This is a genomic window from Leptolyngbya sp. NK1-12 (genome assembly GCF_032598965.1).
Taxonomy (GTDB): Bacteria; Cyanobacteriota; Cyanobacteriia; order Elainellales; family Elainellaceae; genus Elainella.
In genome coordinates this window covers 1,620,149-1,644,312 of the sequence record NZ_CP053586.1, presented here as the reverse complement: position 1 = coordinate 1,644,312, position 24,164 = coordinate 1,620,149, and the positions used below count along the sequence as shown (strand labels likewise).

At 48.1% G+C, this 24,164-nt stretch carries 19 protein-coding genes; 5 read left to right on the top strand and 14 right to left on the bottom strand.

All coding sequences use genetic code 11. The features are described from left to right. Positions 1-1,749: a CHASE domain-containing protein gene (locus tag HJG54_RS06615; protein ID WP_316434047.1), complete on the top strand. Its 1,749-nt coding sequence runs from the start codon at positions 1-3 to the stop codon at positions 1,747-1,749. A gap of 5 nt (positions 1,750-1,754) precedes the next feature. Here HJG54_RS06615 and HJG54_RS06610 read toward each other — a convergent pair whose 3' ends face one another. The 10 genes from HJG54_RS06610 to HJG54_RS06565 form a co-directional block, all read right to left on the bottom strand. Further along, positions 1,755-2,558 carry an ABC transporter permease gene (locus HJG54_RS06610; RefSeq protein ID WP_316434046.1) on the bottom strand — a complete coding sequence of 268 codons (804 nt, stop codon included), beginning with the start codon at positions 2,556-2,558 and terminating at the stop codon, positions 1,755-1,757. Continuing rightward, the gene (locus HJG54_RS06605) at positions 2,555-3,349 is read right to left on the bottom strand and encodes an ABC transporter ATP-binding protein (RefSeq protein WP_316434045.1); all 795 of its coding nucleotides are present in this window, start codon (positions 3,347-3,349) and stop codon (positions 2,555-2,557) included. The genes HJG54_RS06610 and HJG54_RS06605 overlap by 4 nt, the downstream gene beginning before the upstream one ends. Before the next feature lie 92 nt (positions 3,350-3,441). Then, the gene (locus HJG54_RS06600) at positions 3,442-4,470 is read right to left on the bottom strand and encodes an ABC transporter substrate-binding protein (RefSeq protein WP_316434043.1); all 1,029 of its coding nucleotides are present in this window, start codon (positions 4,468-4,470) and stop codon (positions 3,442-3,444) included. 434 nt (positions 4,471-4,904) lie between these two features. Next, entirely contained in the window at positions 4,905-5,597 is a 693-nt protein-coding gene (locus HJG54_RS06595; protein WP_036003006.1) for a response regulator transcription factor, read from the bottom strand. Between the two features lie 336 nt (positions 5,598-5,933). After that, the gene (locus HJG54_RS06590; protein ID WP_316434041.1) at positions 5,934-7,511 is read right to left on the bottom strand and encodes a B12-binding domain-containing radical SAM protein; all 1,578 of its coding nucleotides are present in this window, start codon (positions 7,509-7,511) and stop codon (positions 5,934-5,936) included. Positions 7,512-8,141: 630 nt separating this feature from the next. Next, a complete protein-coding gene (locus tag HJG54_RS06585; protein WP_316434040.1) occupies positions 8,142-8,984 on the bottom strand; it encodes an acyl-CoA desaturase in 843 nt (280 codons plus the stop codon). Between the two features lie 283 nt (positions 8,985-9,267). Beyond that, complete coding sequence (locus HJG54_RS06580; protein WP_316434038.1) at positions 9,268-9,603, bottom strand: pentapeptide repeat-containing protein; 336 nt, start codon at positions 9,601-9,603, stop codon at positions 9,268-9,270. Between the two features lie 55 nt (positions 9,604-9,658). Next, on the bottom strand, positions 9,659-9,847 hold the full coding sequence (gene rpsU, locus HJG54_RS06575; protein WP_316434037.1) for a 30S ribosomal protein S21: 189 nt from the start codon (positions 9,845-9,847) through the stop codon (positions 9,659-9,661). A gap of 117 nt (positions 9,848-9,964) precedes the next feature. Beyond that, positions 9,965-10,264: an RNA recognition motif domain-containing protein gene (locus HJG54_RS06570; protein ID WP_316434036.1), complete on the bottom strand. Its 300-nt coding sequence runs from the start codon at positions 10,262-10,264 to the stop codon at positions 9,965-9,967. A gap of 469 nt (positions 10,265-10,733) precedes the next feature. Continuing rightward, positions 10,734-14,321 carry an NACHT and WD40 repeat domain-containing protein gene (locus HJG54_RS06565; protein ID WP_316434034.1) on the bottom strand — a complete coding sequence of 1,196 codons (3,588 nt, stop codon included), beginning with the start codon at positions 14,319-14,321 and terminating at the stop codon, positions 10,734-10,736. A gap of 337 nt (positions 14,322-14,658) precedes the next feature. Here HJG54_RS06565 and HJG54_RS06560 point away from each other — a divergent pair, with 337 nt between their 5' ends. The 3 genes from HJG54_RS06560 to HJG54_RS06550 all read left to right on the top strand — a co-directional run bounded on the left by HJG54_RS06560 (position 14,659) and on the right by HJG54_RS06550 (position 17,841). Continuing rightward, positions 14,659-14,991, top strand: coding sequence for a hypothetical protein (locus tag HJG54_RS06560; RefSeq protein ID WP_316434033.1), 333 nt, complete (start codon positions 14,659-14,661; stop codon positions 14,989-14,991). Positions 14,992-15,834: 843 nt separating this feature from the next. After that, positions 15,835-16,254, top strand: a complete 420-nt coding sequence (locus HJG54_RS06555) for a DUF1036 domain-containing protein (protein WP_316434032.1) — start codon at positions 15,835-15,837, stop codon at positions 16,252-16,254. Between the two features lie 264 nt (positions 16,255-16,518). Beyond that, a complete protein-coding gene (locus HJG54_RS06550) occupies positions 16,519-17,841 on the top strand; it encodes a spherulation-specific family 4 protein (RefSeq protein ID WP_316434030.1) in 1,323 nt (440 codons plus the stop codon). 466 nt (positions 17,842-18,307) lie between these two features. Here HJG54_RS06550 and HJG54_RS06545 read toward each other — a convergent pair whose 3' ends face one another. The 3 genes from HJG54_RS06545 to HJG54_RS06535 all read right to left on the bottom strand — a co-directional run bounded on the left by HJG54_RS06545 (position 18,308) and on the right by HJG54_RS06535 (position 21,890). Beyond that, the gene (locus HJG54_RS06545) at positions 18,308-20,389 is read right to left on the bottom strand and encodes an S-layer homology domain-containing protein (protein ID WP_316434028.1); all 2,082 of its coding nucleotides are present in this window, start codon (positions 20,387-20,389) and stop codon (positions 18,308-18,310) included. Positions 20,390-20,506: 117 nt separating this feature from the next. Further along, entirely contained in the window at positions 20,507-20,959 is a 453-nt protein-coding gene (locus HJG54_RS06540) for a cupin domain-containing protein (RefSeq protein ID WP_316434027.1), read from the bottom strand. 163 nt (positions 20,960-21,122) lie between these two features. Further along, positions 21,123-21,890, bottom strand: coding sequence for a cysteine hydrolase family protein (locus HJG54_RS06535; RefSeq protein WP_316434025.1), 768 nt, complete (start codon positions 21,888-21,890; stop codon positions 21,123-21,125). 306 nt (positions 21,891-22,196) lie between these two features. Between HJG54_RS06535 and HJG54_RS06530 the strand changes: the two genes are divergently transcribed. Beyond that, positions 22,197-23,594 (top strand): amidohydrolase, encoded by a 1,398-nt coding sequence (locus tag HJG54_RS06530; protein WP_316434024.1) that lies wholly within the window; start codon positions 22,197-22,199, stop codon positions 23,592-23,594. 233 nt (positions 23,595-23,827) lie between these two features. On the opposite strand, the gene HJG54_RS06525 is transcribed toward HJG54_RS06530, so the two are convergent. Then, positions 23,828-24,157 carry a YbjQ family protein gene (locus HJG54_RS06525; protein ID WP_036002997.1) on the bottom strand — a complete coding sequence of 110 codons (330 nt, stop codon included), beginning with the start codon at positions 24,155-24,157 and terminating at the stop codon, positions 23,828-23,830. Positions 24,158-24,164: the final 7 nt, after the last annotated feature.

Sequence of the window (24,164 nt, the reverse complement as noted above, 5' to 3'; positions counted from 1 at the left end):
ATGCCAAACGCTGTTTTGAATCGCTATCCGGCCTTGAGTTTGGTGCTCAGTCTGGGGGTAGGGTTATCCATCCTGGCCGCGATCCTGGTGAGCAGAGGGGAACTGGCGGCTCGGCAACTCCGCTTTCAGCGACAGATCGAAAATTTGGGTACTGCTTTGCAGCGCAGCCTGACGCGATATACCGACGCTCTGGTATTTTTGGGTGATTACTATGCTGTGGCTAACTCGCAAGTGGACCGGCAAGCCTTTGCCGAGTTTGTAGAGCGCCCGCTTCAGACCTACCCCGGCATTCAAGCCTTAGAGTGGGTACCAATCGTGCAACAAACCGATCGCCCTGCCTATGAAGCAGCCATTCGAGCAGAGGGCTATCCCTCGTTTCAAATTACCGAATTGGCCAAAACGGGAAAACTGGTCAGAGCCGGACAACGCCCCTATTATGTGCCTGTCACCTATGTGGAACCGCTGGCAGAAAATCGCTCTGCCTTTGGCTATGATCTGAACTCGGATCCAACTCGAGCTAGTGCCATTGCCCAGGCGAGGAAGACAGGCGAAATTACGGTTACAGGACGGATTCGCTTGGTGCAGGAACAGCGAGATCAGTTTGGCTTCCTAGTGTTTCTGCCACTTTACCGAGATCATCAACTGCCCGATTCACCAGAGCTGCGATATCAATACTCAACAGGGTTCATGCTGGGTGTATTTCGTGTTTCCGATGTCGTTGAAGAAGCGTTAAAAAATCTGCAATATGAGATTGACTTCATGGTCTACGACCAGAGCGCCAACCCGGCAGAACAATTTCTGGGACGTTATGAAGCCGCTCGTAAACAGGTGACTACTCTAGAAAATTCCGGATTTGATCTAACCAGATATGCTCTCTGTTCTGTTCCAGCCGACTGTACCCAGGTTCTCACCATCGGCAACCGGCAATGGGCAGTTGTGTTTTCACCAGCCGCTAGCTATCCCGTTGAGATGCAATATGGTGCAATCGCCACTCTTTTGGGCGGCTTATTGCTCACCAGCGGCTTAGGATTATTCCTGTACCGCTTAAAACGCGAACTAGAACAGACTCGCACCCTGAACGATTTGAAGTTTCGCTTTTTCTCAATGGCCTCCCATGAACTGCGGACGCCCCTCAGCACGATTTTACTCTCAAGTGAATTATTGCAGCTCAACTACACTGAACTGTCAGACGTACAGAAGCAGAGCAATGTCCAGCGTATCCATGCAACTGCAAAGCAGATGAGTCAGCAAATTACAGATTTGTTAATGCTGACGCGAGCCGAAGTCGGAAAGTTAGAGTTTCATCCGGAGCTATTAGATCTAGAACGATTTTGTCAACAGATTGTAGATGAAATGCAGCCCAGTTTGAATCAACCGATCCAATTGCTCAGCACCGTTCAAACCACCAAAGCATTTCTAGACAAAAAACTGCTGCAATCGCTCCTGACCAATCTGCTCTCGAATGCGGCTAAATATTCACCCGCCAACATGCCAATTCAATTCAACCTGGCCTGTGATGCCAACACGGTCACATTTCAGGTTCGCGATCACGGCATCGGGATTCCGGCTGCGGATCAACCCCGGATTTGGGAAACCTTTTATCGGGGTAGCAATGTGGGTGAAGTGAGCGGAACCGGCTTGGGACTGGCGATTGTGAAAACCTGTGTGGAATTACATCGGGGTGAATGGGCTATCGAGAGCCAGGAGAATCAGGGAACTACGGTGACGGTACGATTGCCGTTAGAGTGAACAACCTACTTTCCGCTCCAATGAATGAAGCGCTTCTCGATTACCAAGAACAGCATATTAAGACAATAGCCCAGAATCCCAGTCACCAGAATCGAGGCATACATATCTTTGACATTGAGAATCTGTTGGGCGTCAATAATTCGTTTGCCTAACCCCTGTTCAGTACCGATAAACATTTCTGCCACAATCACAATCACGAGGGAAATACTGATGCCGCTGCGCAAACCAATAAAGGTTTGAGGCAAACTTTCCAGTAGCAGAACATCTTTGAAAACTCGCCAACGGTTGGCCCCCATTACCTTGGCAGCTAGAATTCGCGATTGCTTGGCATTAATTACTCCGTAGGCACTGTTGAATACAATCAGCAAAAATGCACTGAAGGCGGCAATTACGACTTTGGAGAAATCGCTCACCCCAAAGAAGAGAATAAACAGGGGAATCAAGGCGCTCGCAGGAGTGGAACGGAAAAAATCAATCAGAAATTCCACGCTACGATAAATCTTTTCGGAACTGCCCAGCGCTACTCCGATTGGTACCCCAACCGCAGCTGCCATCAGGAACGCACTAAAGGTTCGCAGCACGGTGGCAAAGAAATCGGGCAACATTGCTCCTGTTGCCATGCCGCTGAGCAGAGTACCCAGGGTGGCAATCGGCGTCGGCAATAGCACCGGATTAACGAAGCCAGAGACCGCAATCAACCACCAAACGCCAAACAGCACCAACACACCAATTAACGGCAAAAACCGATCAATTGTGCGGGCCAGCGAAAACTGAACCTGATTTTTTGAGAAACGAACGCTAGTAGTCATTTCCGCATCTCCTGACGAAAGATTTCCAAACAGTGACGGCTGGCTTCTATAAATTCAGCAGAGGTGAGGGTTTCGGGGGTACGGGGGCGGGGCACGGTGAATGGCACGGCCTCCACCAATCGCGTCGGGCGTTTGCTCAGCAGCAGGATGGTATCTGCTAAGAACACGGCTTCTTCTAGGTTGTGAACCACCATCAGCATCGGGATCGAGGTAGCCATAAAGATTTCCTGAAGCTTGTCGCGCACAAACAGGGTTGTTTCAAAATCCAGCGCTGAGAAAGGTTCGTCGAGAAACAAAACTTCTGGATCGGCAACCAGTGCTCGTAGGATGGAAACCAACTGCTGCTGACCGCCGGAGAAACTGTAGGGATAGCGCTTCAAGTCAAGGCGAATATTGAAAGTGTGGATCAGGCGCTCGACTCGCTCCCGGCATTCCCGCTCCGAAACGCCTTTTACTCGCAGCGGATAGGCAATATTGTCGTAGGCACTCATCCAGGGAAACATAGAATCCCGATAGTTTTGAAACACATAGCCAATCCGGGCGCGGCGAATCGGCTTGCCATGAATCTGAATCTCACCGCGATCACAGGGAATCAGGCCGCTAATCATATTGATCAACGTCGATTTACCGCATCCATTGGGGCCAAAAATCGAAACGAGCTGATTATTCGGCAAATCAAGGTTGAAATCTTCGTAGAGTGGCTGTCCAGCAAACGATTTGCACAGCCCCTGCACGGAAATGAAATGCTCCGGTGGGGCAACGGTTGGACTGCTAACTGAGTCGATCATCATACATAATCACTCCAGATAAGGACGCCAGAAATAAGAACGCCAGAAATCACGGTGCTAGAAATAGTGACGCTAAGAAGACAATTGCAGTGGAATCAGGCTGGTTTGTACAGCAAGCTAGCTACGTCTACCGATTTGGTGAATACTTTGGTATCGGTCATGAAATCAAAGAATTTCTGGAAATAGCCGATATCTTCCGGCTTAAATTCGTCATACATCGTGTAGGCCACCAGCGGCACCTTTTGTACTAGATCACCCTCAATTGCCGTATACCCGACCATATACTGCCGCATCTCATCTGGCTTGTTACGGATATCCTCGATGGCGCGACGATAGGCTTCAATATAGGTCTTGGTCGTCGCTGGATACTGCTGAATGAATTTACTGCTGAGGACTGCCGAGCCACCAAACCAGGGGGCTTTTGGATCGCCCAAAATATATTTGGAGACGACTCCATTTTCAAGCGTGCGGGTGATGCCTTTCATTTCACCCACGGTGCCGGTCGGCTCTAGGGTGTAGGCTGCATCAATCTGGCCGGACTCAATCGCGGCCACATGCTGCCGCACTTCGAGCTGCTGCACCTGAGGGTTAGTGACGCCAGCTGCCGCCAAAATCGCCTCGGCAATTGCCAGATTTTGCGCTCCCGGACCCGTCGCAAACTTCTTGCCTTTCAAATCCGCAACTGACTGGATGGAGCTATTTTTCGCCACAATCACCTGGTCCAGCTTATAGTCAACGTTACTGGGGTTGGCCGCGATGATCTTGAACAAACCTGGTGAGGTAATTTCCGATAACCCCAAGACTCCACTCGCTACGCCATTCCCCGTGCCCTGCAACCGTCCCGCGATCAAGGCTTCTGCAACCTGATTAGGTGAAGCGAACTTGACGACTTCTACGTCCAAACCCGCATCTTTGAAGTACCCCCGCTTGTCGGCCACAAATAGGGGCAACCCGGAGGCAACCGGCCAGAACCCAATCGAGATTTTTCCTGGGTTTTCTGTGGCCGAATTAGTAGTTCCTGAAGGCTGAGGAGCTTCTGCTTGAGATTGACTACAGCCATGGGCAACAATCGCTAACGCGGCTCCAGCACTCAGATGAAAAAACTGGCGTCTACGAATCTTCATAGCTTCTCCTTTACAAAGGATCGAATTAACATTAAAATTGCATCGTAAGATACAGAATTTGTTTCATCCTTTTCTACAGTGCGGTTGATTCTGGCGAGAATCTCTACGCAACTGATGGACTCAGCCTATAGATTTGACGCATAGATTTTGGGGATACTTTGGTGAAGAAACCGGGGAGAATGTCAGGGTTTCTTTATTTGCTGTATATGTGCGTGCATTAATACCAGTTCTTAGTTTTGAGTTTTGAGTTTTGAGTTTTGAGTTACGGACCCTGCCCAATCTAGCCGGTTGAGCTTGGTGATCTGTAGTCCAATCAAAGGAAGATGGTATAACCAGATCTACTGGTGTTCGTGGCCTATTTTCCTGAGATACCGCAAGGCGATCATCCCCTACGGATGGCTAGGGAACTCAAGTTCTATGAGCGATGCTTTGCATCAGTGCTTTTGCAAGTACTCCAACGGCTTCAACCGATAGCCAACGCCATGAACGGTCTCAATCAAATCTTTGGGCGCACCAGCATCTTTAAGTTTTGCCCGTAAGTTCTTGATATAAGTCTTGATCGTGTCTTCTTCTGGTGATTCTTGCCATGTCCAGATTTGTTCGATGATTGTAGCTCGGCTCAGGACTCGCTTGCCGTAGCGTAGTAGGGCTTCCATCAGGGCAAATTCTTTTGGCGTCAGGCGGATCGGTGATCGTCCATACATCACCTCATAACTACTGGGGTCTAACGACAGTTCCCCCCAGCTTAAAATCGGGCTGGCTCCCGACTGTCCGCGACGTAGCAACGCTCGAATCTGGGCCAGCAGTTCCTGTAAATTAAACGGCTTCACCATATAGGCATCTGCCCCGGCATCCAGACCAATAATTTTGTCTAAACTCGTGTCGCGGGCGGTTAGCATCAACACTGGAGCCGCACAGCCATGATTGCGCAATAACTGACAGAGCTGGATGCCATCTAATTTGGGCAGTGTTACATCCAGCAAAATGAGATCATAGGTCCAGGCTTGAATCCGCTCCCAAGCGGCTTCTCCATCTCTGACCGCATCCACCAAATATCGTTGTACTACCAGCGCTTCTGTCAGAGATTCTGTCAACTGACTATCATCCTCTACTAACAGAATCCGCATTGTCTATGCAAACGAAGTAAATAACTGACTATTCCCCTTGATCGTGCTACACCAAGGGCGATGAAATTGTGACCTGGGATACAAAGATTTTGGACTGATGAGACAATGCCATCAGTAAGGGCGAAGCATTTACGAAATGAATCCAAGGCATAGCTACAGAGCTTCTGACGCAAATGCTTTACCCTTACAAGAGTGTGGTTTTTCCATCCGACTTGATATTACAGCGTTTTTCACTCATGTGAGGTATAGGGGGTGTGTGAGCTTCGCCTCCACCCAGGGGCGCTGGCACCCCGTTTTTCGTACTTCACTAGCCTGGAAAAGGCTGTAAACGGCTTTTTAGGTTGAGTAATTGCTCACTAATTCGGATGTTTTTGAGTTAGTGAGTAGATAATCAGCTAATTGATTTTCAATTTCATTCCGTACAATCTGTCGATAATCTACAAAATGTTCTAAGTGAGCACAATTGGTCAAATAATGTTCAAACACGCGTGGATTGCAGCGAATAATTGAGAATAGCTGCTGCCAAAATTGCCAACGGGTATTGCGCTTCAGCCCTTGTCGCCAACAAATGATGAATAGTGCCCGCAGGTCTGCTAATCCTGGCAGTTTAAATTTTCGCTTGTGTGGCCGAGGCTTCATGTTGATGAAATGACGATAGACTCGTGCTAAATAGCGATCGGGTTCATACAACTCCCAAAAACATTGGATATATTCATGGGCTATCTCTTCTAAGGGGCGGGTTGGAACAAAATTAATCAGCGTCGTCTGATGAATATTGGCTTCACTCCCCGTTTCCAATAAACGTCCTTCTTTTTGCAAACGCTGTGACAATGCGGTGTTGGGCAAGGCTTGCAACATACTGAACAGAGCTTGTGGAATTGCGGTCGCTTCCACAAACTCAATGATGCGATCGCCTGCGCCTGATTTTTCACCATCGAACCCAATGATAAACCCCGCCATCACCCGCAATCCGGCCTGATTGATCGTTTGAACGGCTTCTATCAGAGAATTACGAGTGTTTTGGTGCTTTTGGGTCAATGACAGACTATCAGTATCTGGGGTTTCAATGCCCAAAAACACCGCCGTAAAATTGGCTGCAATCATCAAATCCAATAATTCTTGATCTTGTGCCAGATCAACGGAGGCTTCTGTTGAAAGACTGAAGGGATAACCGCGTTCTGCCATCCAGGGGATCAGTTCTCGCAGCAGCAGTTTAGCATTCCGCTTGTTCCCAATGAAATTATCGTCTACGACAAAGATCGATCGCCGCCAGCCTAAGTCATACAGCGTTTGTAACTCTGCTAAAAGTTGAGCCGGAGTTTTCGTGCGTGGCTTGCGTCCGTACAGCACAATGATGTCGCAAAATTCGCATTGGTAAGGGCAACCGCGCGAGAACTGGACGGACATATCGCTGTATGCTTTCAGGTTCAGCAGGTCAAATCGAGGAACAGGTGTGGTGGTGACATCTGGCTTCTCTCCATTCGCTCGAAATATCCCTGAAGTATCGCCTCGCTCCAATGCTTCTACCAATAACGGTAAGGTAATTTCGCCTTCGTCCAACACCAAGAAATCGGCTCCGGCTTCCTGGGCAGCTTCAGGCACAGACGTGACATAGGGACCGCCAACCGCAACTTGCTTGCCTCGCTGTTTTGCCTTTTCAATCAAGTAGAGCATGTCATCTTTCTGGACAATCATGCCAGAAATGATCAGCAAGTCTGCCCAATACCAATCTGCTTCACTTTCATATCCAACATTGCGATCAACTAATCGAAATTCCCAGGTTTGAGGTAGGATAGCTGCCACGGTGATCAAACTGAGTGGTGGCAGGGAAACTTTGCGTCCGATCAATTCCAGAGCTTTATCAAAGGACCAAAAGGATTTAGGAAAGAGGGGATACAGTAACAACACTCGCATAGACAGTAGTACTAAATTATAGATTAACGATCAATAGGACTCTCAACTCTAACCCAGTTTCATCGTGTTTCCAGCGCTCGCCTTTGCCCTACTCCCTCACAGCAACAGGGTGTTTTACCCATGTCCAGTCCTGCCAGCCAATCAGGAATAGTAAGTGGTTGTGTAGTTTTTGACAGAAGGTTCCCGACTTTAGCAACGAATTGGTCAAGGTCAATTGGCTTGATTTGATAGGCTTCAACCTTGACCTTTATGTGCTCGGCAAGATTCATTGCAGGACAGGTTGAAGTCACAAAAATTGGATCAATTTGTGCCTATCTTCAGCAATATACCTTACTTTTCGAATCAGCGGGACAACACTTTCACCCAGAAATCTGGCTTCATATACTAAAATGTCTAGTACAAATCGGTTTAGAGGGTTTAAAGCTGCCTTAACTGACCAGGAGGTTTGACTCCTGGTCTAAATGTTGAAATGTTAAGAATTCAAACATGGACTTCCATGTCTCACTTTAAAGTTGTGTCTTGCCGGCAAGTTTTTGTCCATCAAAAACATACAGTTATTCAGAGAACAATAGGCTTCCCGATTTGAACCTCTAAACAGAACTGAGCATTGCAACAGGACAAATAACTTGATTAGGCAGATGGCGGTAAAACAATTCTTCGTGCTAAACCCATTTGCCTTAAGCTCACGATTACCCACCAGGTCATATCAATCTCCCACCATTTCCAGCCTGCTTTTGCCACATTGGGATAAGCATGATGGTTGTTGTGCCAGCCTTCTCCATAGGTAAGAATCGCTGCCCACCAGAGGTTTCGAGAATTGTCGTCCGAGTCATGGCTGCGGTAGCCCGTGATGTGGCTTGCAGAGTTGATCAACCAGGTGCTATGCCAGAGTAGAACGGCTCTCAGGAAGACTCCATAGATAACAAATGACCAGCCTCCAAGCAGATACAGCACAATTCCCAGCGGAATTTGCAGCAGTAGGTAATAGCGATCGAGCCAACGGTAGAATGAATCTTTTGCTAGGTCGGGTGCAAATTTCCGATTTGATTCATACTCAAAAAACTCTGGTCGTTTGTAAAGTAGCCAACCCATGTGGCTCCACCAAAAGCCCCGTTTTGCAGAGTAGGGATCTTTGTCAATGTCTTCGGTATAGGTGTGATGGCGACGATGCCCTGCGACCCAGAAGATTGGACCCCCTTGTAATGCAAGGGTACCCAGTAGCGCAATCGCATATTCTAGCCCCTTGGGAACGTGCAAACTGCGATGGGTTAGTAGCCGATGATATCCCAGACAAATGCCAATACTGCCAAATAGCCAGTGCAGGAAGAGAGTGACTCCCAGTGCTGACCAGGAGAAAAACCAGGGTGCCAATAAAGCTAGAGTGTGAACTGCCGCAAAAAACGCAAAGCTGATCCAGTTGAACACGAATGGCTGTCCGCTCTTGTGGTCAGCGTCAACGATATTAAAAGTCATGATTAAAAGTCATGCAAATTCCATTGAATATACTTTTACTGTAGTTGGGTATCTTGCTGCGGGTGTCCGTCTACAGTTGTGAGTTTTGTAAGATGGGTTGAAACATATACAGCGTTTTTCACTCATGTGAGGTACAGGGGGTGTGGGGGCTTCGACCCCACGCAGGGGCAGTGCCCCTCACTAGACTGAAAAAGGCTGTAACGTCAGAACATAATCCTAATCCAAAATACAGCTCATTAATGACTTTTTGAACTGACGTTAAGGTAGAGAATCTTTAAAGCGATTAGCACGTACTCGGATTCATGCCATTTGTTGTCATGACTCTACGCAATTCGGCCTGGCTTAGATTAGCACTAACCAAGCTGGTATCACTTAAGTTTGCATTGATTAGATTTGCTCGAGACAAATTTGTTTCGGTTAAATTTGCCCCGGTCAGGGTTGCTCCAGTGAGATTGGCATAGCTTAAGTTTGTTCTCGTCAGATTTGCCCTCGTTAAATTGGCACCACTGAGATTGGCACCTCTTAAGTTCATGTTTCTTAGATTTGCTGCCATCAGGTTCAGGTTTCTGAAATCCCTTTGTCCTGCTGCGTATCGGCTACAAAGTTCGTTAGTATTCATCGTTAAAAGGCTCCTAGGAATTATGGGTCGATTGCACTGAAAATCTGTCTCCGAATCAATAGCGGAACTTTCTCTTACGTTGCTTATGTTTAGCAATTGCTTTGCGCTTCCGTTTTTCGATCGGCGTTTCAAAATGACGATGTTTCTTCATATCTGGAAAAATTTCTGCTTTGGAAACCTCTCGCTTGAATCGACGCAGCGCTGACTCAATTCCTTCATTCTCACCAGGAATAACTTGAGTCATTTAATTTCCTCACTAATTGAATAAAGTAGGGCCGTAAAGGAAGCCACTTCCAACAAAGCAGCTTCTTATCAGCTTTAGCCTTGAGCACTCAAGGAGTGATTGCTTTAGTCTCCGAGTTTAATAACGGCGAGAAGAACTGCTCCTGTTCCCCGAACTACCGGAAGAACCTCTTTCTTCACGAGGTCTCGCCTTATTAACCTTGAGATCACGTCCCATCCATTCAGCGCCATCAAGCGCTTCAATTGCAGCAGTTTCTTCTGCGTCGGTTTCCATCTCAACAAAACCAAATCCACGCAGCCGACCTGTCTCCCGATCCGCTGGTAGCTGAACCCGCCTGACCGTGCCATACTCTGCAAAAGCTTGGCTCAAGTCATCTTGGGTAACTTCATGGGATAGATTGCCAACATAAATCGACATAGAAATTCTCCAGGATCATGAGTGTAGAGAATTAGATCCGGAGAGACACTTGTAAAGCGAATTACACGACCGAAAATAAGTCTTATCTAAGATGCTAACGCAGAATGAGTAGGAGTGGGGGGAAGTTGTGTTAGGGGAGAACGATTGGTGATTTCCCAGGAATTGGGAGGTGGCTTAATTCTGCTGGCAGTGGTTGGTGTGACTCAAGTATCGCATCAGAAGTAGATCCAGCGTACAAACGAGGTTGTTTCAAAATCCAGCGCTGAGAAGGGTTCGTCGAGAAACAAAACTTCTGGATCGGCAACCAGTGCTCGTAGGATTGAAACCAAGATTTTGGACTGATGGGACAATGCTGCCTCTGTCTGGCATCCAGTAACTCTACTGTCCCTGCTTCGGGGTGGATTACTGATTCCGCTTTGCTAAACAAAGACTACAACCGATCGCTCTCGTGCATCTAGCTGCTGGAGATTCAACTTTCTACTGCTCCCAGTGTTCTCAATGTTACCTTCTGGGCATCCGTTAAACCCGTCACTCCAGTGATATTCATTCCTTCGTAGATCCTGTCGGCTCTCAGTGTTCTCAAACACTCACCCGTCTTAGTATCCCAAAACTTAATAGTCTCATCGCGAGAACTACTCACCAAGGTTTGACCATCCGGACTGAAACTAACAGAGGATACCCAACTGGTGTGACCTTGCAGAATCTTACAACACCGACCATCCTGAACATTCCAGAGCCTGATCGTATGATCATCACTGCTACTCGCCAGAGTTTTTCCGTTAGGATGCCAGACCACAGACCAAACTTGACTGGTGTGTTCTGCCAAAACGTTGAAACACTCCCCGCTTCGGACATCCCATAACCTTATCGTGTGGTCATGACTACCGCTAGCTAAGGTAGAACCATCAGGACTGAAGCTCACGGAACAAACCCAACTGGTATGTCCTCGCAATACTTTCAAGCAACGTACAGTTTGAAGATTCCAAATATTCACTGTGGTATCAAGACAACCACTCGCTAAGGTCTGACCATCCGGACTCCATGCAATAGACCAGACCTCGTCAGTGTGACCGGACAAGGTGTTGAGGCACTGCCTGCTTTGGGCATCCCATATTCTGATAGTTTGGTCTTCGCTGCTGCTCGCTAAAGTCGCACCATCTGGGCTCCAGGCCACAGACCAGACTTGTCCAGTATGACCAGGTAATACCTTGAGACAGTAACCTTCGCGCACATTCCATACTTTGACTGTGCAGTTTTGGCCGCTAATGGCTAACTGTTGACTATCTGGACTCCAAGCCACCGAGAATATCCAATGGCTATGACCCTGTAAAACGTTGAAGCAGCGGCCATCCTGTATGTTCCACAGCTTAACGGTTTGATCCCCGCCCCCACCGGCTAGCATCTGACCGTTAGGACTAAAACTGACTGAAAACAACTGGCTGCTGTGTCCGTATAACCCATTGAGACATTGGCCTGTATGAACATGCCATAGTCGGACAGCTTGATCGTAACCACCGCTAGCCAGGGTTTGACCATCCGGGCTAAAACGGATCGAAAATAACCGAGTGATGTGACGCAATAGGTTGAAACACTGGCCCTCACTAACCTCCCATAGTCTGACAGTATGATCAGCACCACCACTCGCCAGAATTTGACCATCTGGACTCCACGTGATTGACCAGATCTCATTGATATGCCCCTGTAACACTTTAAGGCATCGGCCTTCACGCACATCCCATAGTCTCACGGTGTGGTCATAACCACTACTGGCTAGTGTTTGACCCGCAGATCCGCTGAGACCTGAGTTTGGCGCATAGCTGACCGAAAGAATCTGTCCCACATGGCCCAGCAATACCTTGAGGCACTGGCCGCTTTGGACATCCCAAATGCGGATAGTGGAGTCATGGCTACAGCTAGCCAGGGTTTTGCCGTCAGGACTCCAAGCCACACCCCGGACCGGACCGACATGCCCTTGGAATACCTTGCACTGACCTTCCTGAATGTTCCACAAGCGGACAGTTTGGTCGTCGCTTCCACTAGCCAACGTCTGACCATCTGGACTCCAGGCGATCGACCAGATCCGGTCGGTATGTCCCTGAAACATAGCCAGACATTGACCACTATGAGCATCCCACAATTTCACCGTATGATCTGCACTGCCACTAGCCAATGTTTGACCATCTGGACTCCACTCTAGAGAGAATGTCCAACTGGTGTGCCCTTTTATAGTCAGCAGCGGTTTGCCATCCACCACGTGTCGGAGGTGAATGACTCCATCTGCATCCCCGATTGCCAACTGCTGTCCATCCGGGCTGAAAGCCACTGAGAAAACAATGCCTAAGGTTTCAGCAAAGACCGATTTCGCCAAATGCGTATAGGCAAAATTGACATGGTGTAAACTGACTTGCCGCAGGTCTGCTTGCCAAATGGCTAAATGGGAAAAGTCATTATCTGCTAAGTTAATTTGAAGATAATGGCAAAGATTGATCAAATTACCACCGCCGTATCCCGCTGAATCAGAGAATTCTTGCCGCAGCTTCAATAAAATCTGCTTCAGGTGTGTGGCGAGTTTTTCCTGAGAAAAGGTAGTGCGGAGTTTACCTGCGATCGGTTCCAGAATGACGCGAATCTGGCTAACTCTGATGTAGTCTTTTGCAGTAGCTTTAATCAGCGAATAATTCATGAATAGTTTAATATTTTTATTTAGAACTTCTTCGCTAATCATTTCAATGAACCGTTCTGTCATATATTCCATGATGACGGGTTGTTGAGTAAAGCCAATCGCATTGCGTTCAATCAACGATCGCCGTTCCAAAGAAGCCAAACTCTCTAGCAATTCGCTACGAGCCATTGGCCTGACGAGATCAGTCTGTAATTCTAAAAAGGATACAGGTTCTCGGTTGATCGCCAGCCAGTACATTACTTCCTGCTCCAATTCAGAGAGGCGATTGAACTGTCGCTCTAGCAGTGTCCGAATATCATCGAACAGTAAGGTTCCCTGGTTGAGAAATTCTAGAAATTTAGAAATGTTGTTTTCAAAAAAACCTTGAATTGCTGAGGCAACCATTTTTAATGCCAGGGGATTTCCAGCATAATGTTCAATTAGTGCTTTCCATTCTTCTTCTGAGCCGGAGAAGTTGGCTTTTGTTTGTAAAAGTCCTTGAGCTGCTACTTGTCTCAATCCTCGCAGTTGTAAAGTACGAACGGCTCTTCCCTCCAAAATGGCAAGTTCTCTGGGTTGTTCGCGTCCCGTCAGCAGCAAGCAGCTTTGGTGGGGCACTTCGGCAATCCGTCGAATCAGTTGGCTATATTCCTCATAGCCTGCTCGATAGTTGCCTGCGCGTTCTCCATCCTGCAAAATTGACTCGACATTATCCAGAATCAACAAACAGCGTGAGGCACGCAGATAGGTCATCAGTTGCGAAACCAGACCACTAGCTGTGAGGGAAAATCTGGTTTCCTGCTGATGGGACAAAAACTGAATCACGTTTGCCAAAAGCTCTTCGATCGGCGGAGCATTTCGCAGCGATTTCCAGACCACAAACTCAAACTGCGCTTGAATTCGTTCAGCTAACTTGACAGCTAGCGCGGTCTTTCCGATGCCCCCCATGCCCAGCAGCGCCACTAAACGGCAGCCATCACCTGTAATCCATTGCTCTAGGGTCGCCAGTTCTTCAGTGCGTCCATAGAAATCAGACACGTCAACGGCTTCTCCCCAGTCTTGGCGATCGTTGAACTCCAGATTTTTAGCTGGTTTTGGCTCAACTGCCGCAGTTAATTCCCGTTGTTGAGACAACTGAAGGAAAACGCGCTGCTCATACCGTTTCAAGACAGATTGGAAGTTACTTTTCGTAACGTTCTCATCAAAAGCCTCTGAAAGTAATTTCCATAGTTCGGCACCGACGTTTTTAATGTAGTAGGTATCGTAGCGAGTGGTTGCCGCAATCTCTGCATAGGTCTTTCCTTCCCAGGAAAGGCGAAACACTTGTTCCTGAGCATTACTCAGGCTGCGGTTTAAAACTCTATCCAGGATTAGTAAGGCTTCTTGAATAGTCATATTTGTAGGTTTTTGCCGATTTTACAGACGTTAAACCTACTATTGCCATATTTTACTAGCTCATGATTGACTCTTTGATTACCTTTTATTACCAGATTTGATTACTTTTTCTTACCCTGGATAGCGAGCGGATAGCTTATGCTGGGGGTTATCTTGTAAAGCTTATCTTGCAAGTTAAAACTTAATTGGTTAATAGATCTTGATTGTGGAAGAGAGGCTTATATGGAAAGTTTGGACATTACTGTTGCTTAATTCGCTTCTTATTAACAGATCAAACGTTCCCTAATATTTACTTCTACGAAATAGAAGGGTAAACGAGGAGGTAATCAAGGAGATTATGGGTCAGATCGTCTTCTACGAAGGAAACGGCGGTAGCCAAAATATCGTTCACACTATTGATGACAGTCCAGGACAAGACTTCCATCTTCGTCAGAACGACGAGGCTAGGTCTGTAAAGCTTTTAAATGTGCGACAAGGATGCTTCATTGAAGTCTTTGATCACCCAGAGGGGCAAAGGTCAGATGACTTTTGCGTTATTGAAGTGAGGCGCAGTTCCTCTGAGTACACCGTCAATACGTTCGAGCGCTCCTATGATGATGAGTATGTCATCGTCTCCTACGCTAATAATAATGGTTTGGATGGCAAAGTATCGAGAGTCCGAGTTAACTGAGAAAACATCGGAGAAGAACGCTATCATACCAGGATCCATCAAATTAGAGCTATTGCTATGCCGCGATTGCAGGCTCATTGCATGACGGGTTCTGGAAATGAGTTCGTCCCTGTCACCGCAACTAGCCTCTATATTCACTGTCTATGACGAATACTTTGGCAACCACAGATTCCAGAGAAGTACCTTCATAGGCAGCTAAGTTGTGCACTATTCTGCTTTTTATTCTTCATTGAGAGGGTTATTAGCATGAATACTGATGTAGTAAGACAAGCTAGTTCTCACTCACCTACACACTCCAAACAGCCACCGATTAAGATCTTTACTACTGTTGCTTTTGCAAGTTTTGGATTTCTTTCAACTTTAGTAATAACTAGTTTGACAATCGTAGAAGTTTCAGCCCTACCCCGAACTGCACCAGGTTTAACGATAAGTCGGCTTCGGGCTGCCGGATATGCGTGCGAAAATTTGGGAGTTGGAGGTTTCGTCTGTACAAAATGCACTGTTGCAAATGGTCGAAATGTTTGTTCAGAATATCATTGTGATAGGAGAACTGGGGAATGTTCGCATACAGATGGACCTAGAGAGCTTGCCAGACCTATTAACCCAAATCTTGTTAGACCTCCTAGTCCAAATGGAAATTACCCGACAATTAGAGCAAAATAACGTGAGCGTTTGAGCGTTGGAGTATTACCTCTTATTACCGAATTTAGTTACTTCTTCTTACCCTCTGTGTCGATCGGATGGCTTAAACTGAAGCTCATTTCGTAGGTTGAAACTATTGGAATGTAAATTAAGTTCATCTTTGCAAAGCCTTGGTAGTTCTGTTGCTGGGTAAACACTACTATGCTGTCCTCAAAACTGGTCCGCTCGCTGTCCATGTTTACTAGTTCATTAATTTGCTCATTGGTTACAATAGTTGCCTTTGCGAAAAATGCTGATGCAAGGGTTTTTGAACTATGTAACTATTCAACATCTGGCAGAGTAGAAATTGCGTATATGTTCTTTGATGGTAATGATTGGTGGGTACAAGGTTGGCGACACATTGAACAAGGAAATTGCTCAAGATTTCATCACGATGGTGGCAGCTTTCACTATTACGGACGTAGTCCAGACGGCAGTGAATGGTCGGGAGATGTTCGCGGTTGTGTTCTTCGAAGAGAGTTTAAGCTGTTGCGCGACCATAATTGTGACGAAGGACGTTGGGAATATTTTGTTAGAAAAAGTGGTCTTGGTGACTTCTATAGGGTTCGCCTCACAGATTAGAAATTAGCGAAGCTGCTAATGGCTAAGCACCGAAATTTATTTTCTGATGCTCTCTAAAGGCAATGGTTGACTATTACAGATTTATGAGTGGATTTTATTAAATGCTAAATCTATCCTCAAACTCAATAGCAAAGCAATTGAGAGCAAATATTCATACTTGATATCTAATAGGTATTACGGTTTCGCTATGAAAAAATTCTAATTTGATTTACTGCAATCAGATTGATCTATAAATCTCGATTTGGCGAGCCTAGGAGACTAATTATGGCAACTGTTGTTGGTACTTATAAAGATGAAACGCTATACGGCACAAATGGAGATGATCTTATAAAAGGGGGCAGTTCTCCCAATCCTGACTATGTGCGTGGTATCCAGGACTTGCGAGCTGCTGGTGTTACTGTCCTCGGCTATGTCTCCACAAAGTATGGTCAAAGAGATGCTGAAGAGGTTAGAGATGAGATCGATTTATACAACAACTTCTACAATGTTAATGGGATTTTTTTCGACGAAGCTGCCTCTAGTGCCAACAATTTACCTTACTACCAAGGTTTATCCCAATATATTACTGGCTTAGTCAACGCAGGATCTAAACTATCAACTATTGTTCTTAATCCCGGTAATCGAACCGATAAAGGATATTTGTCTGCTGCCAATAACATAGTCATCTTCGAGAATCGTTCAGATTGGGAGAACTACACTCCAGATACTTATGTCACCAATACCGATGGCGACGGTATCAACTATAGTTCAAATCGATTTTCTAGCCTAATGCATTCTGTGCCTGATATAGGAACAATGCAGAGCTATATCAACCTTGCTGTTAGGCGAAACATTGGCTATGTCTATATTACTAATGATGGAACTGATGGTAACCCATGGGATAGCCTCCCATCCTACTGGCAACAAGAAGTAGATTATATTGATTCATTGACAACAACTAATTTGGGTGTTCTCCTTCCTCTTTACATTTATCCTTCCTCAGATCTAAATCTTTATAGATGGGATGAAGTAGCAGCAGCGGCAAAAAAAGTTCCTATTACAGCGATCATTAACCCTAATAGTGGTCCGCACACGGGTAATGACACTCTATATGGAAATAGTGGTAATGACACTTTACTCGGTTATGATGGCAGTGATTATCTAAATGGCGGATTAGGTAATGATCAGCTTAGAGGAGGTAGCAACAATGACACACTCGTTGGCGGCAGTGGAACAGACACGCTGATTGGTGGAAATGGTAATGATGCTTTAATTGGGTTTGGTCCTGGTTCTGAGTTTGATGTCCTAACTGGAGGAAGCGGCGCAGATAGGTTTTACTTCAGGTACGATCCTCAAGCTGGTCTATATGATGGTGACTATTATGGAATTGGCTACGCTAGGATTACAGACTTTAGACTATCAGAAAAAGATACTTTTGGAATCTATGGAAGTATAACGGGCTACTCGCTTTTGTATAACAATTGGTTCGGTAGCAGTGCTCAAGATACTGCCATCGTCTACAACACAAATGACTATATTTGCATACTTCAAGATGCACTAATAAATTGGAACCAATTTATTAGTGCAGTTCGTTATGTTGTTACGTAATAGCAAAGTGAGCAGCGGCATAAAGGCTATTAGGGCAGAACAGTTTTTTAGCAGCAATAGGGATTTATGGATGCGCTGGCGCACTTTCAAGCTGAAAAAAATGGTTTGACCGTGGGTCTACACAAAAGTTTGAGGGTTTTGACGAGCTGCTTGAAAGCGCCTGGTTGCACTCCAAAGCGACGCTTAAACTGTTCAGCGGGGAGGTCTTGAGGTATTTTCTAATTCATCATTAGAACGGTAGTTGTGAGTGTCCTGATTTTTCTCTAATTTGAAGGTCAAAGACAACTGCTAAAGCCCATCAACGGCTCCCTCCAACTCCTTTTGACTTAATTTGCAAGAGGTCTATTGTTGTAAGAGCAAAGCAGTTGCCCAATAGCCTAGAACGCAAGTAGACAGATTGATCAGCAAATGCTGGGCGCAAAGCACCGCTACGCGACCGCCCCTACTGAATCACATCAACCAACGTTTAAATTAATTCTTGGGTGACGACACGACGAATAATTTCGGTTACTTCAGCGGCCATGCGAGCGTCGATTTGGCGAGCTTCGGCATTGGCATCACCGGCTGCTTGTGCTCCCAATAATGCCATGCTGATGGTCCGCAGGATGCCCGGTTTGCCTTTTCTGCGGGGGCGTTTGTCGATGAACTGAAAGAAAGCCACATAGCTGAGTTCAGTACGATTGCGCGTCTCGCTGCGACCAAACCCCAGCTTCGAGATAATCACAGGTGCTTCGATCGCAGACGCCAGCCCCAAAGTCTCAATCGCCACATCGATGTAGCGTGCCGGATCGGTGCCCATTGCCCGCACAATTGTTTCCAAACTGTTCCACTGGGCGCTGGGAATCCGTGTAGCCGCCGGCAAATGCAGATGCCATCCTAACATGGCCACCATGCGCGTCAGGTCATAGGTAGAGACAAAGTTATTGCCGACATGGCTGATATTGGGCGAATTTAGAAGGGTTTGCTTTGTGGGCTGGTGCACTAGGCTAGGCGCAGACAGCAGCGGTTCTTCTCCATAGCGGCCTCGAAATTCCAGCGCTCCGTTGCCCGTCATCTGCTTTAGCCAACCGTCCAGTTCAGTGGGCGTAAAGAACTGCTTGAACATGGCCGCTACCGAATTCGAGCTGCCCACCAAGGACCGATAGCTGACCAGATCGACCGCCAGATCGTAAAAACCATTGCCGTTTAAGCTGCCTCTGGGTGTCACCAAGCAATCGCGGATATTAGCAGCAGGCGCTCTCCCATTGGCTTTGGCGACTAGCGTCAGCAGTTGAATGATCTTGGTAGCGCTCCACTGCTGAGCCGGTTTAAGGGCATTTTTGCCGAACCAGCGAGTCCAGATGTCGCCATTCACAACGCTACCGACACAGACGCAAGCTTGCTGAATGTCCGAATGCAAAAAGCTGAGGCCGTTAGCGTCGATGGCGGGAATCGTAGCCAGGGCCGGAAATGCTTTGAAACTAACGGTTTGGTTGGTGCCGGTTTGCACCGCCGTCGCGCCCAAAGAAGCCGTGTTTTGTCCGTCCGGCTTTTGCTGGAGTCGAGCCGGAAACTGACCGATCTCACCCGCATAGGGCGACGAGGTATAGCCCCGATCCAGAAAAGCTAATTTGCTGGCATCAAACCCGGCTTCTCTAGCCAGGTAATCGTTGTAGACTTTTTGGCGGTCCGTGGCTTGGGCTAGCAGAAACTCGACCGGATCGGCATTCAGCAGCGCCGAGGCAAACGGCTCGTCAAACACGCCGACATTCATCGTGTTCAGCCCGTAGAAGGCGCAAAACTGAATCAATGCCTGTTCGGTTTGCCAATCGTAGCGGCCACTGACCCAGTTGCCCGGTGGAAACAGGCGAAACGGCGTGAGCAGCACCTGAATATCGCGCATCAGCCGTCCCGACCCCCGCCAACGCTCAAACGGAACAGTCACCGTGCCCTTGATATCATAAATGCCGGTATACCAGGTGGCGTATTGGGCTGGGATCGCATCCGTAATTTGCAGCACCCGACAGAGCATCGCCGCGACTTCACCGCGAGTAATATTTTGGGTGGGTCGGAGCAAGCGCACCGTCGGATAGTTGATAATCATCCGATCGGAAACCACTGCCGCTGCCACTGCCCAGCGCGTCCAGTCGGGGATTTGGGCTTGGTCGTCAAAATAGGTCCTCAGGATTTCTTCGGTGTTGCTGGCAGGCTGGAGGCTCAGAGCTGTTGCCAACACGATAATCGCCTGCACCCGCGAAATCGGCTGGATGGGCTGAAAGGTGCCGTCTGGATAGCCGGAAAAGAAGCCACGCTCATAGGCCCAGGTCACAGGCTTATAGGCCCAATAGCTGCTGGGTACATCGACAAAGCTCACTGCCGGTCGGACCGGTTTGGCGTTGGGAAAGGCATTCGCCATCAGCACGGCAAATTCGGCGCGGGTAATGGTACCATCCGGGCGAAAGGTCTGGTCTGGATAGCCGCTGATCAAATTGCGCAACGCTAGCCGACGAATCGGGATTTCTGCCCAGTGATTGCTGATATCCGAAAATTGCGGAGGGGATGTTACCATAACCGGCCAACCAAATTTGTGCGCCTCAATTCTAAGCGCTTGAAACCGGCAAACGGCAGACGGGACAAAACCCCTTATCAAACGTTAACCGAAGGGCCAAGACCAAACTTGATCATTTCATTTCGCCAGCAAACCATCCGAGCGCCGCAGCACGGCCAGGTCTTCTTCGTCTAGCTCCACCGGAGTGCCACTCCGGATCAGTTCGGCAAAGTCTTCGTTCGGCACCATGATGCACAGCGCATAAAGGCGATTCTTGCCCGTATTCTCGATCACGTGGGTGCCCGTCGCCGGTACCAAAATGCTGTCTCCAGCCTGAATCGGGACCGTCTTACCGTCACAGGTAGCCAAGCCTTCGCCTTTAAGCACAAAAAACATTTCCACCGCCAACTGGTGCCGATTCGGCGGAGTTTTGCCGCCCACATCAAAAATTTCTACACAGTACGTTAACGAGATGTTTGCCGTATTTGGATCAAACACAATCGCTAACCGATTCGTATCGTGAGGACTAATCCGATAAGCTTGATAATCTTTAGGGGTTTTAACCACCGGAATCACACAAGTGGGGTTCATAGCATACTCCAGGTTTAATCAAGTTTTGAGTTTTGAGTTTTGAGTTTTGAGTTGGTGAGTGAAGTCTGAGTTAGGTTGTAGGTAGAGCCATGGTATGGTGACAACCATCCTGAATTTTGTATTTCAACTCAAAACTTAAAACTCAAAACTCAAAACTCAAAATTTAATTCAACTGTTGAATTAAATTTTGAGAGCGGCTGACAAAGCCAAAGCATTGGTTGACGTTGTAGAAGGTGGCTTTGAGGCAATAGTCGGGGGAGGTGGTGGCGGTGCAGTCGCTCAGTAAGATGCAGTCGTAGCCGAGAAAGTTGGCGTCTTGCAGTGTTGTCATCACGCATTGATCGGCATTGACGCCAGCGAAGAACAGTGTGGTTCTGCCCAGGTTGCGCAAGATGCTGTCTAGGGGCGTGTCCCAAAAGCCACTCATGCGGTACTTATCGACCCGGATATCGCTGGGTTCGATCGTCAATTCATCCACTACGGCAGCAGCCCAGCTACCTTTGATCAGTACCGGAGCACCATTTTTGGGCAGCGGATCGCCTAACCCAACTCCGTCACCCGTAGAATTGTAGACATGCCGCAAGCCTGCTCCAATGTTGAGCAAATCTGGCCGGTTGCCCCAGTTGAGCCAAATAATCGGCAGGTCAACGGCTCGCAAAACTGGCAGCAGCGTTTTCAGGGGTTCGATCGGGGCGCGGGCTGGGGTGACATCGACGCCGATATGGGCCAGCCAACCATCGGGATGGCAAAAGTCATTCTGCATGTCAATGATAACTAAGGCGGCCTTAGCCAAGTCGAGCCGGAGGGTTTTGGTTTCGGTAGGCAGCAAAATCGGGCGGGGTGGCAGCGACGGACGGGTGATGTCAGCCATCTCGGCATTCACAGCCCAAGCGTTGGGGGAGACTCCGAGCGGTTTTAGGGGTACGTTCATAGGAAAAAAAGGCTGGTACTCAATCGATCTTCTTTTGTTGTAATCTTCGGTTGTAATGTGATTCTGTTCTGTGATTCTGCGCCAAGTCCACTGTTGCGGCATCAGCTATTTGCTTCAGTAGTCAACGCTACGGCTCGATATAAGTTCTAAATTCTAAATTCTAAGTTCTAAGTTTTGAGTTTAGTCAGTTCGGGACAGTCTTGTGCTTATGCTGGGGCGTGGCGTCTTTGAGAGAAGTTTTGTAGCTAGCTGCTGTAGAACTCAAAATTCAGAACTCAAAACTTAAAACTCAAAACTCAAAACTTCATGAACTACACCATTCAAAACGTACTGATTCCGGTTGAACAAGGCTATGCAACGGTTGATGTGCAAATCGAAGCCAATCGGATCCGGGCAATTGCGGACCACCTAGAACCGATTGGCAAACTTGTAGATGGTCACAATAAGCTGCTGTTGCCTGGGTTTGTCAATGCCCATACCCACTCCTCGGAAATGTGGCAGCGCGGCATGATTCCACCGGTGCCATTAGAACTGTGGCTGGCCGAACTCTACGATTTTACGCCCCTCGAACCAGAGCAGATTTACCTGAGCGCTCTGGGAACGGCGGTTGAAACCTTGCTGACGGGTGGAACTAGTGTCGTAGATCATCTAGTGCTGATTCCTGGCAAAGAAACGGAAACGATTGCGGCGGCAGTACGAGCCTACCAGGAGGTTGGAATTCGAGCCTTTGTCGCACCCCTGATTCAGGATGAAGCCTTTACTGCTGGGCTGCCAGACCGAGACGAGACGAACCACGAAACCTATTTTCGTACTACCCAGGCCACGCTTGATCTGGTAGAGGCCAGCGTCGAGCAGTTTCACCGCCCCGATGAGCGAATCAACATCCTGGTGGCTCCGACCGGCATTCAGTTGTGCTCCGATGCCCTGTTTACTGGCTGCATTGAGCTGAGCGACCGCTATAACCTCTGCCGCCACGCCCATCTGCTGGAAACCAAAGCACAGCAATTAGTGGCCCAGGAAAAATACGGCTGCTCTGGAGTCGAACATCTAAAGCGGCTTGGCTTCCTCGGCCCTCGTACTTCCTTGGCTCATTGCGTTTGGCTAGAGGATGCCGATATCGCAATTCTGGCCGAAACCCAATCGACGGTGGTGCACAATCCCCTCAGCAACTTGCGGCTGGGCAGTGGGATTGCTCCGCTTCTGAAGTATCGGCAGGCGGGGGTGAATGTGGCCTTTGGCTGTGATGGTTCGGCCAGTAACGACTCACAGGATCTGCTAGAAGCGATCAAAATTGGCTCAATTCTGCACAACGTCACCGATTTCGACTACCGCCACTGGATCACGCCTCGCCAAGCGGTGGAAATGGCCTCGTTGGGCGGAGCCACTGGCCTCAACCGGGCTGACGAATTAGGAACCTTAACGGTAGGGAAAAAGGCCGATCTGGTGCTTTATGACTTGACCAGCTTGTCGCTGTTGCCCCGCACCGATCCGATTGGGCTGTTGATTTTGGGGCGACCGGCCCAAGCCGTAGATAGCGTCTGGGTGGATGGGCGGCAAGTCGTTGCCAATGGGGAGGTGACCACAATCGATGTGGCTCAGTTGAAGCAGGAACTGTTCGAGCGCAGTCAATGGCAAACTTCGCGCCATTCGCAGACCATGCAGGCTGTAGAACCCCGCTATCGAGACGTGATGGGCTTGATGTAGGCAGCTGATCAAATAGGGGTGCTGTATATAAAAAAACCCCCGGCTTTGCACCGAGGGCGTCTCTGGAGTAAGGGTTACTGGCTTCATCTTGCCTAAGTCCCCCCCCTTCCTTAGTCTTGCTAAAGACAGATCCTTGCTGACAAATTGAGATGGAATCGCAAATTAGGGTCGTAGCGGCTGGTGATGTGGGTAACATTTCCAGTCAAATCCCGCTCAAGTCAGCCCCACTGCGGTTAACTACGTAAGCGGACTGCGGTGCCGGTGGCTGTGATCAGCAGTAGGGTGCCCGTGTCGCCCACATTGATGCTGCCCGTATCCATTTTGATACCGACCACGGCATTGGCTCCCAGAGATTTGGCTCGCTGTTCCAGTTCGGCCAGAGCATCCCGATGGCCCCGTTCAAACACGCGCTCATAGCTGCCCGTGCGTCCGCCGATAATGTCGCGAATTCCGGCAAAGAAATCCCGCAGAGCATTGGAACCGTAAACGACTTCAGCCGTCACCACTCCGAGGTGAGCTTCCACAATTGCGCCTTGAATGACATCGGTTGTTGCTAGAATCATCTATTGT

Excerpts from the sequence above, each read along its gene's own strand:
- HJG54_RS06615 (WP_316434047.1), top strand. The coding sequence starts at position 1 with ATGCCAAACGCTGTTTTGAATCGCTATCCGGCCTTGAGTTTGGTGCTC.
- HJG54_RS06610 (WP_316434046.1), bottom strand. The coding sequence starts at position 2,558 with ATGACTACTAGCGTTCGTTTCTCAAAAAATCAGGTTCAGTTTTCGCTG.
- HJG54_RS06605 (WP_316434045.1), bottom strand. The coding sequence starts at position 3,349 with ATGATGATCGACTCAGTTAGCAGTCCAACCGTTGCCCCACCGGAGCAT.
- HJG54_RS06600 (WP_316434043.1), bottom strand. The coding sequence starts at position 4,470 with ATGAAGATTCGTAGACGCCAGTTTTTTCATCTGAGTGCTGGAGCCGCG.
- HJG54_RS06595 (WP_036003006.1), bottom strand. The coding sequence starts at position 5,597 with ATGCGGATTCTGTTAGTAGAGGATGATAGTCAGTTGACAGAATCTCTG.
- HJG54_RS06590 (WP_316434041.1), bottom strand. The coding sequence starts at position 7,511 with ATGCGAGTGTTGTTACTGTATCCCCTCTTTCCTAAATCCTTTTGGTCC.
- HJG54_RS06585 (WP_316434040.1), bottom strand. The coding sequence starts at position 8,984 with ATGACTTTTAATATCGTTGACGCTGACCACAAGAGCGGACAGCCATTC.
- HJG54_RS06580 (WP_316434038.1), bottom strand. The coding sequence starts at position 9,603 with ATGAATACTAACGAACTTTGTAGCCGATACGCAGCAGGACAAAGGGAT.
- rpsU (WP_316434037.1), bottom strand. The coding sequence starts at position 9,847 with ATGACTCAAGTTATTCCTGGTGAGAATGAAGGAATTGAGTCAGCGCTG.
- HJG54_RS06570 (WP_316434036.1), bottom strand. The coding sequence starts at position 10,264 with ATGTCGATTTATGTTGGCAATCTATCCCATGAAGTTACCCAAGATGAC.
- HJG54_RS06565 (WP_316434034.1), bottom strand. The coding sequence starts at position 14,321 with ATGACTATTCAAGAAGCCTTACTAATCCTGGATAGAGTTTTAAACCGC.
- HJG54_RS06560 (WP_316434033.1), top strand. The coding sequence starts at position 14,659 with ATGGGTCAGATCGTCTTCTACGAAGGAAACGGCGGTAGCCAAAATATC.
- HJG54_RS06555 (WP_316434032.1), top strand. The coding sequence starts at position 15,835 with ATGCTGTCCTCAAAACTGGTCCGCTCGCTGTCCATGTTTACTAGTTCA.
- HJG54_RS06550 (WP_316434030.1), top strand. The coding sequence starts at position 16,519 with ATGGCAACTGTTGTTGGTACTTATAAAGATGAAACGCTATACGGCACA.
- HJG54_RS06545 (WP_316434028.1), bottom strand. The coding sequence starts at position 20,389 with ATGGTAACATCCCCTCCGCAATTTTCGGATATCAGCAATCACTGGGCA.
- HJG54_RS06540 (WP_316434027.1), bottom strand. The coding sequence starts at position 20,959 with ATGAACCCCACTTGTGTGATTCCGGTGGTTAAAACCCCTAAAGATTAT.
- HJG54_RS06535 (WP_316434025.1), bottom strand. The coding sequence starts at position 21,890 with ATGAACGTACCCCTAAAACCGCTCGGAGTCTCCCCCAACGCTTGGGCT.
- HJG54_RS06530 (WP_316434024.1), top strand. The coding sequence starts at position 22,197 with ATGAACTACACCATTCAAAACGTACTGATTCCGGTTGAACAAGGCTAT.
- HJG54_RS06525 (WP_036002997.1), bottom strand. The coding sequence starts at position 24,157 with ATGATTCTAGCAACAACCGATGTCATTCAAGGCGCAATTGTGGAAGCT.